This is a genomic window from Paenarthrobacter nitroguajacolicus (genome assembly GCF_029952445.1).
Classification (GTDB): Bacteria; Actinomycetota; Actinomycetes; order Actinomycetales; family Micrococcaceae; genus Arthrobacter; species Arthrobacter nitroguajacolicus_B.
Genome location: NZ_JAQPPK010000004.1, coordinates 86219 through 102660 on the forward strand (window position 1 = coordinate 86219; position 16442 = coordinate 102660).

Genomic DNA, 16442 nt, shown 5'->3' on the forward strand with positions numbered 1-16442 from the left:
TCCCGGCAATTGGTTTCCAGGGCCACTAAAAGTCACTCGTCGTGGCAGGCTCCGGGAAGCTGCTGTGGATAACTTGTGGATATCGCTATTCTGTCGGACCTGCCTGACATTGTCAGGGCACCTGGCGGACAACGTGACCACACACTGCGCTTTACAGACCGCCAGGGAGTACAACCCGGCAGCGGTACATATTTGGAGGACGGCTTTGTCAGTTACGCACTTGGACTCAATCGAGGGCACACGCGCTTCGGACTCGAGCCGGAAACCTCCCCAGGATATCCCTGCCGAACAGTCCGTGCTTGGCGGAATGATGCTGTCCAAGGACGCCATCGCCGACGTCGTCGAGATCGTCCGGGGCCATGACTTCTATCGTCCTGCCCACGAGACCATCTACGAGTCCATCATCGATCTCTATGGCCGTGGCGAACCTGCCGACGCCGTGACCGTCTCGGACGAACTGACCAAGCGCGGCGAGATCAACAGGATCGGCGGACCGGCCTACCTCCACGAGCTCATCCAGACTGTTCCCACCGCGGCGAACGCCGGTTACTACGCCGAGATCGTGGCTGAGCGGGCCGTCCTCCGCCGCCTCGTCAACGCCGGAACCAAGATCGTCCAGATGGGCTACGGCCAGGACGGCGAAGTGGAAGACCTGGTCAACCAGGCACAGGCCGAGGTCTACGCTGTCGCCGAAAAGCGCACTGCCGAGGATTACGTGGCGTTGAAGGACGTCATGGAGTCAACCGTTGATGAGATCGAAGCTTCGGGCCACCGCGGTGAGGGCATGACGGGTGTTCCCACAGGATTCTATGAGCTCGATGAGCTGACGCACGGCCTCCACCCCGGCCAGATGATCGTTATTGCAGCACGTCCCGCAGTTGGTAAGTCCACTTTTGCGTTGGACTTTGCCCGCTCTGCCGCCATCAAGAACAACCTGGCCACTGTCATGTTCTCCCTGGAAATGGGCCGGAACGAGATTGCGATGCGCCTTCTCTCCGCAGAAGCCACCATCGGACTGCAGGACCTACGCAAGGGCACCATCAAGGACGAACAATGGTCCAAGATCGCCACCACCATGGGTCGCATGAACGATGCCCCGCTCTTCATCGACGACAGCCCCAATATGTCCCTCATGGAGATCCGGGCAAAGTGCCGCCGCCTCAAGCAGCAGCACGACCTCAAACTTGTCATCCTCGACTACCTCCAGCTCATGAGCTCCGGCAAAAAGGTGGAGTCGCGCCAGCAGGAAGTTTCCGAATTCTCGCGTGCACTCAAGCTGCTTGCCAAGGAGCTGCAGGTTCCCGTGATCGCCCTGTCACAGCTGAACCGTGGTTCCGAGCAGCGCCAGGACAAGCGCCCCATGGTTTCCGACCTTCGTGAATCGGGCTCCATCGAGCAGGACGCCGACATGGTCATCCTGCTCCACCGCGAAGACGTCTACGACAAAGAATCCCCGCGTGCAGGCGAAGCTGACATCCTGATCGCCAAGCACCGTAACGGTCCTACCAAGGACATCGTGGTTGCCTTCCAGGGCCACTATTCGCGCTTCGCCAACATGGCCGGCGACGCTGGTGGTGGGGGCGGCTTCTAGCTCCCGCGTGCCCCTGCTCCGCGCCATTAACCCAGCCAGTAGTGTTGATTCGGTCCGCATTCGCGGACTCAACATTTACATATTGGGGAAAAATATGAATAAGAACTTGCTGCTCGGGCTTGGGGCGTCAGCTGTGCTGGCCATGACTCTTACGGCATGCGGTGGCTCTACTGCCGCATCCCAGGAAGCGACGTCGGCGTCTCCCGCGGCATCAGCCTCCAGCACGCCTACGCCCGCAAAGCAGTACACGAATGAAGAACTCGCCGCCTTGGCGGGCCAGATCAAGGCCTCGGACGGAAGCAGCCCGGCCGTACTTAACGGTGAGGAACTCGTGGGCCAGTATGACTCGTTGGTGAACGGCTTCGGCAAGGCAACCATCGAACCGGAAAGCTGCAAGGACTTGCACGTGCTTGGGGTCCCGCAAACCATTGCCGGCTCTACCTCCGCTGGAACGGCCAGGGTCAAGGTGGGCGACTTCATCACCAGTGTGGCGCTGACGTCCGGCGTCGAGGCTTCAAAGTTGCAGGAGATTGTGGAAGACAGCAAGTCTGAGGCAGAGACATGCGGGAAGATCACGTTCTCAGCAGAGGGAGACGCGGTGAACGCCTCCACCGAAAAGATCGACGGCGTCGGGAGCGTGCCGGGCACCATTGCGTTCAAGACGCTTATGGTGTTCCCCGATGGGAAAACCGGAGCGATCTACACGGCTTACGCCGTCAAGGACGGGGTCATGATCTCGGCCACTGCCTCGGGCACCGAAGGCGCAGCCGGTGGTCCGGACGCAGCAGGTGCGCTCATGGACCAAGCCGCCGCACTCGTCAAATAGCATCGGAAAAGGCCGTGCGGGCGGGATCACCCGCCCGCACGGCCTTTTCTTCAGGCTGCTGTGCTCGCTGAAGGGTTCAGTATTCGCCCTTGATGACGAAGTAGGATCCACGGATAGTGCCCGCCAGCTTCGACTTTTGCCGGGCAAACTTGAACTTCGATTCCAGTTCCTCGGGGATTTCCATGCCGTCGGAGAGTTTGAAGCCAACAGCCCGCTTTCCATCACCCGTGCTGTACATGACGTTGATGGAGAGGCCGGACTCGTAGAAGACGTAGGCCATCTGCAAGTCCTCCACCTGGAAAGACGTGGCTTCCAGGGGCCGGGAGTTGATCACGATGTCGCGTTCTTCCTTGAGAATGCGACTCACCCTGTCCACAACCTCGGGGAGTTCCCCGGCCGGACTCACCGTAAAGTCGTGGTCGTACTTGTTCTTGTAATAGCGGGCTTCGTTGGCCCTCAGTCCGGCAGCGGCCTCGGCCACGGGCGAGGACTCGAGTCCCACGGTGGATACGTTCTTGAAGTCAACGATGTAGGGCATCAGCTCTCCTGTTAGGCCTGTTTGCACCCATGCTACTGACGTCAGGGCCGCAACCACCTGCAAAGCCGCTTAGCAGCCCTCAAAGTCGCTCAGCACCTTCACTTTCGCTGCGGACCCGGAGGATGGATCGAACGCGTAGCCGATCCACTCTTTGGCCAGCCTGCGGGCCAGTTCCACGCCCACGACGCGCTGGCCCATGGTGAGCACCTGGCAGTCGTTGGACAGGATCGAGCGTTCCACGGAGAACGAATCGTGGGCAGCTGTCGCCCGGATTCCCGGGACCTTGTTGGCTGCGATGGCCACGCCGATCCCCGTACCGCAGAAAAGGATTGCCCGGTCTGCCTTGCCGTCCCGGATCATCTCACCGGCAGCGATTCCAACGTATGGGTAGGGCCTGGTGAAGTCTTCGTCTGCCCGGTTCACGCCGATGTCGATCACTTCCGTGATACGGGAGTCGGCCTGCAGGTCTGCAAGGATTCGGTCTTTGTAATCAACGCCGGCTTCGTCGGCGCCCACAATGATGCGCATGGTCATTCTCCTATTTGGTGGCGGCAGCTACGGGAACCTCGGTGAAATGGGGCCCGACGGCGGCAAACACCATGGCGAGCGACGTCGCCCCGGGATCGGGCGTGCCAAGGCTCTTCTCCGCCAGTGGCCTGGCGCGGCCCTTGAGGGGTCGAAGATCCGCGGTTGCGGCCGCGGCTTCGCGTGCGTCATCCGCCGCGGCCTCCCATGCTTGCTCCACCGGCGTACCACCAGCCACTCGCTCCTCCAATGAGGAAGCGAACGGCAGAAGCGAATCCATCATGGTCTTGTCGCCGATCTCGGCCTTTCCGAGGCTCGCGATGCGGTCCGCGAAGGCGCGAACCGACTGGGCGAGGACTTCCGGCGTCGGAATTTCTGCGTCTCCGATCCGCTCGCCGAAAGCGCGCAGCCCCGCACCCCAGAGGACGCCCGACGTGCCACCGGCTTTGTCTGCCCACGCGTCGCCAGCGGCGATCAGGACGGACCCGGCACCCGCACCGGATGAGTAGGCGAGGTTTGCGGCCTCAAACGACGCCGCCGATCCGCGGACCATGCCGCGGCCATGGTCGCCGTCGCCTGCAATCGCGTCCAAGTCTCCAAGCATCGATTCGGCCGAGCGCAGCAGGGTGGCCGTCGTGTCCAGGGCCGAGAGGCACTTCGCAGCATATTCGCGGGACGGCTCTGTGGAGGAGTAGTCGGCCGCTTCTGCCACAAGGTCCTCGGGAGCTTCCTCGGAGGCGGCAACGTCGAAACCAACTGACCCACGACGGTAGGCCGGTGTCAGCGCCGGGGCTGTCCAGTACTGCTCAAGCTCGTCATCCAACCAGGTGAGCGTCAGTGAAGCGCCCGCCATATCCAGGGAGGTCACCAACTCGCCCACCTCCGGCATGACCAGCGTGTAGCCGGCCTCGCGGAGCAGGGGAGCCACGGTGCGCCAGAGGACGAACAATTCCTCGTGCTTGGTGGAGCCCAGGCCGTTCAGGATCACAGCGAGGCGGGCCGGACCGTCGGAAGGTGCTTCCTCCAGCACGCGGCGGACCAGTTCCTGGCCAAGTTCGACGGCGGTTGGCAGCTCGGTATCGAACAGCCCAGGCTCGCCGTGGATACCCAGGCCCAGGCCCATGTGTCCCTCCGGAAGGCGGAACAACGGCTGATCGGCGCCCGGGAAAGTGCAGCCGCTGAAGGCAGTGCCGATGGTTCGGGTGGAATCGTTGGCTTTCCGTCCCAGGCGGACCACCGAATCGAGGTCCAGCCCGGCCTCGGCGGCCGCACCCATGACTTTGAAGACCACGAAGTCCCCGGCAATACCGCGCCGCTTCTCGATCTCCGCGGGGGAGGCGCTGGCGATGTCATCGGTCACCAGGACGTTTTCCGCCCGGATTCCCTCGGCATTCAGCCGCTCGCTTGCCATGCCGAAGTTCATGACGTCCCCGGCGTAGTTGCCATACGTGAACACCACGCCGGCACCCGAGTTGGCTGCCTTGGCCACGGAGTAGGCCTGCTGGGTGGAGGGTGAGGTGAAGATGTTGCCCACCACGGCTCCGTCGGCGAAGCCCGGACCGATGATGCCTGCGAAGGCCGGGTAATGTCCGGAGCCGCCGCCGGTGATCACGGCGACCTTGGGCGCAGCCGGACGGCCGCGGCGAACCGCGCCGCCCTCGACCTGGCGGACGAGGTCCGAGTGGGCGTCACAGAAACCGGCAAGGGCTTCGTCGGCGAAGTCGGCGGGATCGTTGAAGATTCTGGTCATGGTGGGTCCTGGTTCTGGTTTCCGGGCGGCCTGGGGAGGACTAGTGGATGTGGCTGCCGCCGTTGATGTCGATGGTGGTGCCGGTCAGGTAGGCCGAGTCCTCGGAGGAGAGGAACGTGATGACTGCGGCGACTTCCTCCGTGGTGGCGTTGCGGCCCAACGGGATGCCTGCGTTGATGGCGGCCTCCTGCTCGTCGGTGCTGCCCACGCGGATGTTGGTGTCCACGGCGCCGGGGGTGATGGCGTTGACGGTCACGCCGGTTTCGCCGATTTCGCGGGCCAAGGCCTTGGTGAAACCGAGGATCGCGGCCTTGGCTGCGGAGTAGGGGACCTTGCCGAACACGCCGCCGCCGCGCTGGGCGGAAACGGAGGACATGTTCACGATGCGGCCCCAACCGTTGGCGATCATGTCCGGCAGGAAGGCCTTGGTGACAAGGTAGGTGCCCGTGGCGTTGACGTCCATGACCTTGTGCCACAGCTCGAGGGTGGTCTCCAGGAACGGAATGGGGGAGGTGATGCCGGCAATGTTGGCCAGGGCGCCCACGGGCGGGAGGTTTCCGGCGGTGACTTCGGCGGCAACGGCGGCCTGGGCCGCGATGATTGAGGCTTCGTTGGCGACGTCGATTTCGTAGCCGAAAGCTGGAACGTTGAACTCGTTGGCGATCTCGGCGGCAACCTTGGCGGACTTCTCGCCGTCGAGGTCCAGGATGACGATGCCCCAGCCCTGGTTGGCGTAGCGGCGGGCGGTGGTCAGGCCGATGCCGCGCTCGGAGGTAGCTCCGGTGAGGACGGCGGTGCGCTGGATTGTGGTCATTGGTGCTCCTTGAATGTTCGGTGAAGAGAGGGGTTTAGATGAGGTCTGTGATGAAGCTGGCCGCTTTGGCCGTGGCTGCCGGGCGTTCGTCGTGGGTGACGTCCCGGGTTTCGAGTTCCAGCGAGAAGTGGCCGGTGTAGCCGGCATCCCGCAGGGCGGCCAGGCCCGAACCGAAGTCCGCTTGTCCGTTGCCGATGCTGAGGTTGATGTTCCCCGGCTCCGTTGCGGTAGCCGGCACGGCATCGCGCAGGTGGACGTGCTTGATGCGGCCCGCGAACCGGGACACGAAGTCCACGGGATCGCCGCCGGAGGCAACGATGTGGCTGAAGTCCATGACGATTCCGACGCCGGATCCGTCCAGTCGATCCGCGAGCAGTTGGGCGCGTTCGGTGTTCCAGCAGAGTCGGTAGTAGTGCAGGGACTCGGTCCACAGCTCGACGCCGAACTCTGCAGCACGGCCGGCAGCATGGATCAGTTGCGCGGCCACGGTGTCGATGTCCTCTTCGAGGCTGCGCACGGGTTCGTGGCCGATGGCACCGCACGGCAGGACCAGCGCTTTCGCCCCGGTCTTGGCCGCCAAGGTCAGCAGCATGTCCAGGTGCCGTTCGCGCTCTTGGCGCGTTCCGGCGTCGAGCGTTGCGTTCAGGTCCCCGACGTCGCCGTTGACGGAACGGACGCGCAGGCCGGATTCACGCACGACGGCGGCGACGGACTCGACTGCCTCGGCGTCCAGTACGTATGGCACATGGTCGCAGACGCCGGGGAGCGCGCCAAGATCGATTTCCTCGAAGCCGAGGCCGCTCATGGTGCGCAGTGCGGTTGCCAGGTCCTGGTGCCGGAAGCTGATGGAAGAACAGCCAAGTCGGAGATGGAACATCGTCGTTGATCCTCAAGTTGGGGGCTTCGCCAGCGAAGCGCCTTAGTGATGCAGCCCACTCTATAGACGTTGACTGTCAACAGTCAACCTTTGCGGTTGACTGTTGACATTGGTGGTGCTCTAGGTCACAGTTGACGTATTATGTTGACTGTCGACAGTGGGGTTGCCGAAGAAGCACCGCACTCTTGAAAGGGAAAAACACACATGAGCAATGAAGCTCTGACCATGCGTGGTCCGGTTCATGGAACCAAGGAAGCAAAGCGCGTCGCCGTCGGCTCAGGCGTTGGCGCAGTCATCGAAACCTATGACTTCATAGGCTTCGGCACCGCCGCCGCACTGTACTTTGGTACGGCCTTTTTCCCGGGCGCCGACCCGGTTACCGGCACCCTGGCCTCCTTCGCGACCCTCGGCGTCGGCTTCGCTGCCCGTCCACTGGGTGGCATCATCGGTGGCCACCTGGGTGACAAGCTTGGCCGCAAGCCGGTGCTGGTGGCCTCGCTCATCCTCATGGGCCTGGCAACCTTCGCGATCGGCCTCTTGCCTACCTACCAGCAGGTGGGCCTCCTTGCTCCCGCGCTGCTTGTCCTCGTCCGCGTTATCCAGGGCCTGGCCTTCGGCGCTGAGTGGGGCGGTGCGATCCTGATGAGCTACGAGCACGCACCATGGCGGAAGAAGGGCCAGTTCACGGGAATCGTGCAGGCAGGCTTCCCCGTTGGCCTGCTGCTGGCCAACCTGGTGTTCCTGAGCAGTGTGGGCCTCGGCTCCGAGTGGGCGTGGCGCGTACCATTCCTTGCCAGCATCGTCCTGGTGGCAGTCGGCCTCATCATCCGTTCCAAGGTTCCCGAGTCCCCGGTGTTCGAGGACGTCAAGAACAAGGGCGACATCGTGAAGTCTCCCATCGTGGAAGTCATCAAGACCGACTGGCGCAACATCGTGCGCGGCATCGGCCTCCGCATTGCAGAAACCGCCGGCTACGCAGTGTCCGTGACGTACATGATTTCCTACCTGCACACGAACAAGCTGGCAGACAAGACCGAGACACTCGTGGCACTCTGTGTCGCTGCCGGAATCGGAATCTTCGCCACCTACTTCTGGGGCAAACTGACCGACAAGGTTGGCCGCCGTCCGGTCTACGTCTGGTCCACGGCCTTCGCGGTACTCTTCGGAATCCCCATGTTCATGCTGGTCAACACGGGCCTGTTCTTCCTGATCATCGCCACGATCGTGGTGGCTTACGCCGTCTGCCAGAACTCCCTCGCCGGCGCCCAGGGCGCTTGGTTCCCGGAATTGTTCCAGGCAAAGACCCGCTCCTCGGGCGCTTCCTTGTCCTACCAGATCTCGGCCATGGTCTCTGGCTTCACGCCCTTCATCACCACCCTGCTCTTCGTCAGCATGGGCTGGATGGGCCCGGCACTTCTCTTCAGCATCTACGGCGCAATCGGTCTCTGGGCCGCGCTGGTCACCAAGGAAACCTGGGGCAAGCGCGAGCGTCAGTTCGCCGAAGAAGCCGCCAGCAAAACTCCCCAGACCATAAACGCCTAAAGCACCACTCGACGTCGGGCGCGTTCTCCCCATCGGTACGCGCCCGACTCCGGAAGGAATCCAGTGACTCTCTCATCCGTTGAAACGGCCGCCGTTTCTGCTCCTACGCCGGAGCGCGTGGAGCGCATCCGTGCCGCTGCGTACCGGATCCGCCACCACGCGCTGAACATGGGCGAGGTCCAGGGCCAAGGCTACGTCGGCCAGGCACTTGGTGCAGCTGACATGTTTGCCGCCGCCTACGCCGACCAACTGAGCTACCGCGCCGAAGACCCGCACTGGGAGGGCCGCGACCGGTTCCTCCTCTCCACGGGCCACTACGCAATCGGGCATTACGCCGCATTGGCAGAAGCCGGAATCGTGCCGGTTTCCGAACTCGAAACGTACGGCTCCGACGATTCCCGGCTGCCCATGTCCGGCATGTCCACCTACACGCCAGGCATGGAAATCTCCGGCGGTTCCCTGGGACATGGGTTGACGATCGCCGTCGGCATGGCGCTTGGCCTGCGGGCACAGGGCTCTGCCTCCCGCGTCATCAACTTCCTCTCCGACGGCGAACTCGACGAAGGTTCCACCTGGGAGGCCGCCATGGGTGCCCACCACCACCAGCTCGGCAACCTCATCGCCATGGTTGACATCAACGCCCTCCAGGCCGACGGCGCCACCAACACAGTCCTCCGCACCGAACCGGTCACGGAAAAGTGGGAATCGTTCGGTTGGTACACCCAGCGGGTGGACGGGAACGACGTCGGTGCGCTGCTGGCTGCGTTCGACAACATCGCCGCTGTTGCGGCTGCTGTGGGCAGGCCCTCGGTCATCCTGTGTGACACCAAGGTTGGGCGCGGTGTGCCGCTGCTGGAAACCCGCGAAAAAGCGCACTTCATGCGCATCGAAGAAAACGAATGGCAAATCTGCCGTGAGCAGTTGACCGCAGGATATGAAGGGGCGGCCTCAGCATGAGCACCACCACAACCACCGCGGCTGCCAAGCCGAAGCTCAAGACCTCGGCGATGATTGCGTCCTTCGCCGACCCCGGGCAAAAGACTACGTCTGCCCCGTTCGGGCACGCGTTGGTTGCTGCAGCGGAGGCCAATCCTGCGATTGTCGGGTTGACCGCGGACCTTGGCAAGTACACGGATATGCACATCTTCGCCAAGGCCTTCCCGGACCGCTTCTTCCAGATGGGCATGGCCGAGCAGCTCCTGTTCGGTGCCGCTGCAGGCATGGCCGAGACAGGTCTGATTCCGTTCGCATCCACCTACTCTGTGTTTGCGGCACGCCGGGCTTACGACTTCCTCTGCCTGGACATCGCCGAGCCGAACCTGAACGTCAACATCGTCGGCGGCCTTCCCGGCCTCACCACCGGCTACGGTCCCAGCCACCAGGCCACCGAAGACATGGCGATCTTCCGCGGCATGCCGAACCTGACCATCGTGGATCCGTGCGACTCCGTGGACATCGAACAGGCCGTCCCGCAGCTCGCAGCCTCCGACGGGCCCACGTACCTGCGGCTCCTGCGCGGCAATGTGCCCACAGTCCTGGACGAGTACGACTACAAGTTCGAGCTCGGCAAGGCCAAGGTCCTGCGCGGAGGCAACGACGTCGTGTTTGTCTCCTCCGGCTTGATGACCATGCGGGCTTTGCAGGCCGCTGATGCCCTTGCTGCCCACAATGTGGATGTGGCCGTGGTGCACACTCCCACCATCAAGCCCTTCGACTCGGCAACCGTGCTGGCTGAACTGAACACGGATCGACTCGCCGTCACCCTGGAAAACCACACGGTTGTTGGCGGTCTGTTCGAAACTGTTGCATCCGCCGTCGTAACCGCCGGTCTTGGTAAGCGCGTGGTTCCGATCGCGCTTCCGGACCAATTCCTCGACGCCGGGGCGCTGCCCACACTGCACGAACGCTACGGACTCTCTGTTGACCGGATCGTTGCGAAGGTGCTGGCCGAACTGGGCTGACACTCTTGGGTTGTTGTACGGCTAATGCCCCTAAAACCGCTTCTAAAGGCCATTAGCTGTACAACAACTCGCGTGCCCGTAGTATCGACAGTTAACACCGGACTGTCAGCAGTCGCCCATAAGAACCGAGGACACACCATGGCCGTCACCGCCTCCCTGCTGGGACTGGAGAAGAAGAGCCTGCGCGAACAGGCGCTTGCAGCCCTGCGGACCGCGATCACAAGTGGCGAGCTCGAGCCTGGACGGCACCTGGTGGAAACCGAGCTTTCCGAACTGCTCCAGATCAGCCGGGGCACGCTCCGCGAAGCCCTGCGCCAACTGGAGCAGGAAGGGCTCATCTCCGCCGGACCACGCGGCCGGATGTCTGTCCGGCACCTGGACGTCAAGGAAATACGCGATATCTTCGCTGTCCGCGGCGTGCTGGAATCGTTGGCCGCCCGCACCCTGAGTGACATGCCCGACAAGGAAGCTGTGCTCACCGAGCTGCGTGCCGCCGTCGATGCGATGGACAAGGCCGCCGCATCTTCCTTGGAGGAGCGGATCGAATCCGACCTGGAGTTCCACCGCACCCTGTGCCGGCTGTCCGGAAACGAGACGCTGCTGCATTCGTGGGAATCGCTGGAGGGCTCCATCCGGATGTCCATCATGTTCGCAGGTCTGGAACGCGCTACCCGCAACATGAGTGTTGGCCGGCACCACGACATTGTCGCGGCGATCGAGACCGGGAATGCCGCGAAGGCGCGGGAAACGATTATTGAGCACATGAATGGTGCGGCAGAGAATTTGGTGGGGTAGTTCCGGTAGTTTGATCCCGCGATCTTGTCGGGGCCTGGCTGGACCCGGGGACACAGCGCTTCGGATGGGCTGGAGAACGTCAACGCTGGCGTTGCCTTGGTAAGAAGGTGAATAGTCCAAAGTTCTTTGGACTATTGGATGGATAGCGGCGGACAGGACCGATATTTCAATTTGTCCAAAGTCCTTTGGACAAATAGTGAGGCCATCGTCCCGGCGGATTCTGTCGGACCCAGCGGCTAGGGTAGGGGCGTGCCTGAGATTGAACCTGAACTGCCCAATGGCTATGCCAGTATGCTTGGTTCCCTTAAGGAGCTCGTCAGATCGGCCCAGGTTCGCGCGCAGAGGGCCGCAAGCAACGCCATGGTTCAAATGTACTGGGAGATCGGATCCACGATCCTGGAACGACAAGCAGCCCAGCCATGGGGTGCGAAGATTCTGCAGCGGCTGGCGGCAGACCTTAAAGCCGCTTTTCCGCACATGCGTGGCTTCTCTCGTTCCAATCTCTTCTACATGAGGGCGTTCGCAGCGGCCTGGGACCTGTCCGACACCGCCGACCGTGGGCGGGTTGGCGAGTTGCCTTGGGGCCACATCATTGAACTGCTCAAAATTAAGGACCCGCACATCCGCAACTGGTATGCGGAACAAGCGCGTGAGCTCAACTGGAGGCTTGAAGTCCTCGAGCACCAGATCACGACTGGGCTGCACCGCAGAGCCCGTGCAGCGCCGAACAACCTTAAAGAGCGTCTCTCCGAAGATGGGGCGGCCTTGGCGCGCAGTGTTGCCAAGGATCCCTTGGTCTTCGACTTCCTGGGGCTAACCAAGGAAGTCGAGGAGCTGGCCATGGAGGAGGCGATGACCCAGCGGATGTCTCAGACACTCGCCGAGTTCGGCAGGGGTTTTGCCTTTTACGGCCGGCAGTTTCATCTCGATGCCCAAGGCGAGGACTTTTACATAGACCTTCTCTTAGTTCATGTGCCGACGAACCGCTTTGTGGTCGTGGAGTTGAAGTCCGGCAAGTTCAGGCCTGAACATCTTGGGCAACTGAATTTCTACGTGGCTGCAGTCAACGACCTGGTGAAATTCCCGGGTATGGCTCCTGCAGTCGGAATTTTGGTTTGCGGTTCCAAGCACGAACCAACAGTGAGGTACGCGCTGGAAGGGTCATCCCAGCCAGTCGCAGTAAGTTCATACACTTACGATTCCCTTCCTCCGGAGGAGAGGGCAGCTCTGCCATCTCCGGAAGCAATTACTGCTGCGCTTGAGCAGGGAACTGTGACTGACTCTGAGGGCGAGGACTGAGGGGTATGGGACCGAACGCTTGGTGCACGGCAACACCCTTCTTACACCACGTTCGTTTGAAGGACTCCTACGCGGTCGTCCGGATGTTGTCTGCCGCATGCTCTAAGCTCGCATCAAAGCGTTGACTCGAAAATACGCGGTGCTTGGGGAGATCATGAAGTTTAGGAGACTGGATGTCCGGTTCTTTCGCTCGTTCAACTACGACTACGAGCTGAAGTCTCGGATCAAGAATCAGCCAGCACCTTGGGAGGACGTTGATCCGGCGTGGTATCCCTTTGTCCGCATACCTTTGGATCCGGAAATCACGGCGATTGTTGGAGCCAACGAGTCTGGCAAGAGTCAGTTACTGACTGCAATCAAAGCTGCTCTAACAGGTAACCCAATCGATCGCTCAGACTTTTGTCGTTACAGCGAGTTGTATTCAGTGAAGACCAATGAGCTTAGGTTGCCTGAGTTTGGTTGCACCTTTGAACTCGATCCGGCGGAAAATCGAGCCGGGATCAACGCCCTCGAGGGAGCGACAGAGTTCAGCTTCTACCGTCCGGGAGCAGGGGATCCCTTCCTACTCGTCAATGGTGAGAAGACCCCACTAGGTGCAGACGAACTTGAGCGCTTGGAAGCGGCCCTCCCGTCGTATCACGAGCTGAGAACTGACCTGGCCATTCCGAACAGTGTCTCCATTGCCGAGCTCGCCGGACAGCCTCACCGTCAGCTACACCTCAGGAAAACCCGTACCGACATACTAGAACAGCTAGGAAGCCTCGTTCCCCTGACCGCGGAGGCAGCCGGAGCAGCGGTTCTGCCGGCGCTTACTGAAGGTACCGATCCCGCCAGTGTTGAAGCCGAAGTGAAACGCAAGGCGGAATTCGAGTTGGCACGCCAGCTACTCATCGACGCCGCCGGTATAGATCGACGAGCCTTCACGGAGTTGCAAGAGGCGATTAGGTCCGGGCGCGAGGGCCAGGTTGAGGCAATCATTGGGGCAATGAACTCGGCTATCAAGGAGAACCTAAACGTCCAGCGCTGGTGGTCACAGGACCGCGACTTCGAGCTCCTGGTTGAGGCGCGGGAACACGAGCTGGCGTTCACGATTTTGGATCGGACCGGATCGAAGTATTCATTCGGGGAAAGAAGCCAAGGACTTCGTTTCTTCTTGAGCTATTTTGTACAGCTAACGGCCCACCGACTGACGAACGGCAAACCCGACATACTCCTGTTGGACGAGCCGGATGCTTTCCTATCAAGCGTCGGCCAGCAAGACCTGCTGCGGGTGCTGCACGATTATGCTCTGCCCGAGGACGATGGACAGCAAAGTCAAGTTGTCTACGTGACGCATTCACCGTTCTTGATCGACAAGAATGCGCCCCACAGGATCAGAGTGTTGGACAAAGGCTCCGAAGACGAGGGAACCCGTGTGGTCCGCGACGCCGCCAACAACCGATACGAGCCTTTGCGTTCTTCAATCGGCACCAATCTTGCAGAAACCACCTTCATCGGCGGCAAGAATCTCTTCGTTGAAGGACCTGGGGATCAAATCCTGTTGGCCGGCATTTCAGCTGACATTGCGAAGAGAGAACAGAGTACATCCGGAGTTCTGGATCTGAATGAGGTCACGGTCGTAGCCTGTGGGGGCGCAGACAGTATTCCGTACATGGCCTATTTGGCGAGGGGGAGGGATGTGATCAAACCCCCTTGTGTTGCGCTGCTGGACGGTGACAAATCAGGTCTGATAGCCGAGAACGTACTTCGACGGGGGGAAGCGCGACGTAAGCGCGTGCTTCGTGATGAATACATAATTCGCCTTGATACGTGGGCTGCGCAGTCGGGCTTGAAGGTCGACGACGGGGTTGGTGTTCTGGAGATCGAAGACCTTCTTCCGATTGATATCGCACACCGGGCTGCGCTGAATTACCTGGCTCGTTTCGAGGATCTTCAAGACCAGGACACGGAGTCCTTCACGGCTGAAGAAATACGCAAGAATCTCTTGGAGACCGGCGGCCGCCTCTGGGACGCCGTAGAAAAGGCGTACACAAGTGCCTTCCCAGAAGAACACATAGAGAAGGCTGGGCTAGCGCGAGAAGTGATCTTGCTTCTGGCGGTTTCCCCAAATGTTCAAGGCGCCAAGGAACTCCGAGGCCGATTTGCGGCTCTCCTAGGCTTCCTTGCTGAGCGCTTAGATGATGCGTCGGCGGAAGAAGACAGAAACCGCAGCGATGATCGTATGAAGCGTGCAGTGAACAACTTCCTACGCAACCATCCGCAAGGCATGAGGAAACACGAAGCCAAGAAGTTGATGAGAGAACTCGAATCCGCTCTCGACGCCTCACCAGTCGGGGATGCGATCCGCCCGCAGCTATCAAGTATCGCCCGCGACTTCGAACTCGGGGACCTCAGCACTAACAACGTCCCTCGCTTTGATAGCTTCCGGGAAGCGATTAAAGCGCTAAGTTCCAGCGAGCGAATTTTGTATCAAGACGACGCAACCACGGACCCGGCATCCTCGGTCATACAGGCGACTCCTGTTGAGGCTCCGGCGCCCAGCCGCAAGAAAAAGTAGATGAAGGAAGGACCAGCGCTTCTTGCCCGGGTCGCTTTCGTCCACAATTAGTTCGGTCAAGGGGCTATGTGGTGATCGAACTCAAGACGGGTAAATTCCAGCCCGAGCACGCAGGAAAGCTCAACTTTTATGTGGCCCTTGTTGATGACGTACTGCGTCGGGAGCATCACAACGAAACCATCGGCATCTTGATCTGCGGTACCAAGAACGACAGGAGCGTTCGGTACAGTCTTGGCCGCTCGGCCTCACCGATGGCGGTGGCTGGCTACACCTATGACAGACTCCCTATGGCCGAGAAGCGGGTGCTTCCCAACGAAGGGCATCTGGTGGCCGCTCTCGAGTGGGCAGAGCGTGCCGACAGCGATAAGTTCCAGGCCTCCGGCCCGGTCCAGGCTTAGAGTTGTGAACCATGGCACTGCGACTGGTTCAAGTGAATATCAAGGCCCGGGACGACTCGGCTCTCGGGCAGTTCTGGGCGGATGCGCTTGGCTGGGGTGTTTCCAGCGAAGGACCCGGAGTCACCAACGTGGAGCCGCTCAATTTCAAATGGCCTGATCCCGCAGCTGTCTGCGTGGATGTTGTCACGGTTCCGGACCCCGAGACGGTGAAGTACCGGGTCCACCTGGACCTCGCCACGACTTCTGCCCAGCATCAGCAGGAGCTTGTTGGACGGCTGACGGAACTCGGTGCCACCCCTGCCGACATTGGCCAAGGAGACGTGCCATGGGTGGTGATGGCTGATCCAGAGGGCAACCTGTTCTGCGTGTTGGAACCCCGTCCGATCTATCAGGACACCGGGCCCATTGCCACGGTCGTGGTCAACTGTGAGAATCCCCGTGTCATGGCCGATTTCTGGTGTGAGGCAACCGACTGGACCCTCCACGAAGTGAATGATGAGCATGCCAGGCTGCGGTCGTCGTCGGGAGTCGGACCCTATCTGGAGCTTCTTCGCACCTCCGATCCGGACGCCTTGCAAAGCCGCATCCATCTTGACCTGATGCCATACCCCGGCGACGATCAAGCGGCTGAGGTCGCCAGGCTCCACGCCCTCGGGGCGCATGATGCCGACGTCGGCCAAGGTGATGTGCCGTGGAAGTGTCTCACGGACCCGGAGGGAAACGACTTCTGCGTACTGAGGGCGGGCTAGGGACGGACCTGCAGCGGCGTTCCCGTTAGCGGGCAACTGTTCGGTAACCGCAATTTCCACTTGAGGACTCTGCCGTGTTCGATGTCCGCGCAGCCACCCGATAACGGTTGCAGTACGAGTCGTAGCAGAGGTACGACCCTCCCCGCATGACTCTCCCTGCCCCGATCATGGGGCCGGCCGGGTTGTGTGTGATCACTACTTCGTGGACGGGCAGCTCGCC

The 16442-nt window shown here is 61.3% G+C and carries 15 protein-coding genes and 1 pseudogene; 10 read left to right on the top strand and 6 right to left on the bottom strand.

What is annotated here, in order from left to right:
• Window positions 1–205 precede the first annotated feature (205 nt).
• Window positions 206–1591, top strand: coding sequence for a replicative DNA helicase (gene dnaB / locus PJL15_RS03990; RefSeq protein ID WP_235518206.1), 1386 nt, complete (start codon window positions 206–208; stop codon window positions 1589–1591).
• 94 nt (window positions 1592–1685) lie between these two features.
• Window positions 1686–2417 carry a hypothetical protein gene (locus tag PJL15_RS03995; protein WP_281449915.1) on the top strand — a complete coding sequence of 244 codons (732 nt, stop codon included), beginning with the start codon at window positions 1686–1688 and terminating at the stop codon, window positions 2415–2417.
• 76 nt (window positions 2418–2493) lie between these two features.
• Here PJL15_RS03995 and PJL15_RS04000 read toward each other — a convergent pair whose 3' ends face one another.
• The 5 genes from PJL15_RS04000 to PJL15_RS04020 all read right to left on the bottom strand — a co-directional run bounded on the left by PJL15_RS04000 (window position 2494) and on the right by PJL15_RS04020 (window position 6921).
• Complete coding sequence (locus PJL15_RS04000) at window positions 2494–2955, bottom strand: phage tail protein (RefSeq protein ID WP_281449916.1); 462 nt, start codon at window positions 2953–2955, stop codon at window positions 2494–2496.
• A 69-nt stretch (window positions 2956–3024) separates the two neighbouring features.
• Window positions 3025–3483 (bottom strand): ribose-5-phosphate isomerase, encoded by a 459-nt coding sequence (locus PJL15_RS04005; protein ID WP_281449917.1) that lies wholly within the window; start codon window positions 3481–3483, stop codon window positions 3025–3027.
• A gap of 10 nt (window positions 3484–3493) precedes the next feature.
• Window positions 3494–5230: a dihydroxyacetone kinase family protein gene (locus tag PJL15_RS04010; protein WP_281449918.1), complete on the bottom strand. Its 1737-nt coding sequence runs from the start codon at window positions 5228–5230 to the stop codon at window positions 3494–3496.
• Window positions 5231–5270: 40 nt separating this feature from the next.
• Window positions 5271–6044 carry an SDR family NAD(P)-dependent oxidoreductase gene (locus PJL15_RS04015; protein WP_281449919.1) on the bottom strand — a complete coding sequence of 258 codons (774 nt, stop codon included), beginning with the start codon at window positions 6042–6044 and terminating at the stop codon, window positions 5271–5273.
• A 34-nt stretch (window positions 6045–6078) separates the two neighbouring features.
• A complete protein-coding gene (locus PJL15_RS04020) occupies window positions 6079–6921 on the bottom strand; it encodes a sugar phosphate isomerase/epimerase family protein (RefSeq protein ID WP_281449920.1) in 843 nt (280 codons plus the stop codon).
• Window positions 6922–7125: 204 nt separating this feature from the next.
• Here PJL15_RS04020 and PJL15_RS04025 point away from each other — a divergent pair, with 204 nt between their 5' ends.
• The 8 genes from PJL15_RS04025 to PJL15_RS04060 all read left to right on the top strand — a co-directional run bounded on the left by PJL15_RS04025 (window position 7126) and on the right by PJL15_RS04060 (window position 16222).
• A complete protein-coding gene (locus tag PJL15_RS04025) occupies window positions 7126–8463 on the top strand; it encodes an MFS transporter (protein WP_281449921.1) in 1338 nt (445 codons plus the stop codon).
• A 63-nt stretch (window positions 8464–8526) separates the two neighbouring features.
• A complete protein-coding gene (locus PJL15_RS04030) occupies window positions 8527–9420 on the top strand; it encodes a transketolase (protein WP_281449922.1) in 894 nt (297 codons plus the stop codon).
• Window positions 9417–10424, top strand: coding sequence for a transketolase family protein (locus PJL15_RS04035; RefSeq protein WP_281449923.1), 1008 nt, complete (start codon window positions 9417–9419; stop codon window positions 10422–10424). The genes PJL15_RS04030 and PJL15_RS04035 overlap by 4 nt, the downstream gene beginning before the upstream one ends.
• A gap of 138 nt (window positions 10425–10562) precedes the next feature.
• Window positions 10563–11219, top strand: coding sequence for a GntR family transcriptional regulator (locus PJL15_RS04040; protein WP_281449924.1), 657 nt, complete (start codon window positions 10563–10565; stop codon window positions 11217–11219).
• A gap of 291 nt (window positions 11220–11510) precedes the next feature.
• Complete coding sequence (locus tag PJL15_RS04045) at window positions 11511–12518, top strand: PDDEXK nuclease domain-containing protein (RefSeq protein ID WP_281450019.1); 1008 nt, start codon at window positions 11511–11513, stop codon at window positions 12516–12518.
• Window positions 12519–12639: 121 nt separating this feature from the next.
• Entirely contained in the window at window positions 12640–15075 is a 2436-nt protein-coding gene (locus tag PJL15_RS04050; RefSeq protein WP_281449925.1) for an AAA family ATPase, read from the top strand.
• 71 nt (window positions 15076–15146) lie between these two features.
• Complete coding sequence (locus tag PJL15_RS04055) at window positions 15147–15473, top strand: PDDEXK nuclease domain-containing protein (protein WP_432443792.1); 327 nt, start codon at window positions 15147–15149, stop codon at window positions 15471–15473.
• A gap of 11 nt (window positions 15474–15484) precedes the next feature.
• Window positions 15485–16222: a VOC family protein gene (locus tag PJL15_RS04060; protein WP_281449927.1), complete on the top strand. Its 738-nt coding sequence runs from the start codon at window positions 15485–15487 to the stop codon at window positions 16220–16222.
• A gap of 25 nt (window positions 16223–16247) precedes the next feature.
• Here PJL15_RS04060 and PJL15_RS04065 read toward each other — a convergent pair.
• Window positions 16248–16406, bottom strand: a pseudogene (locus PJL15_RS04065) (SUMF1/EgtB/PvdO family nonheme iron enzyme); the annotation flags it as partial.
• Between the last annotated feature and the right edge of the window lie 36 nt (window positions 16407–16442).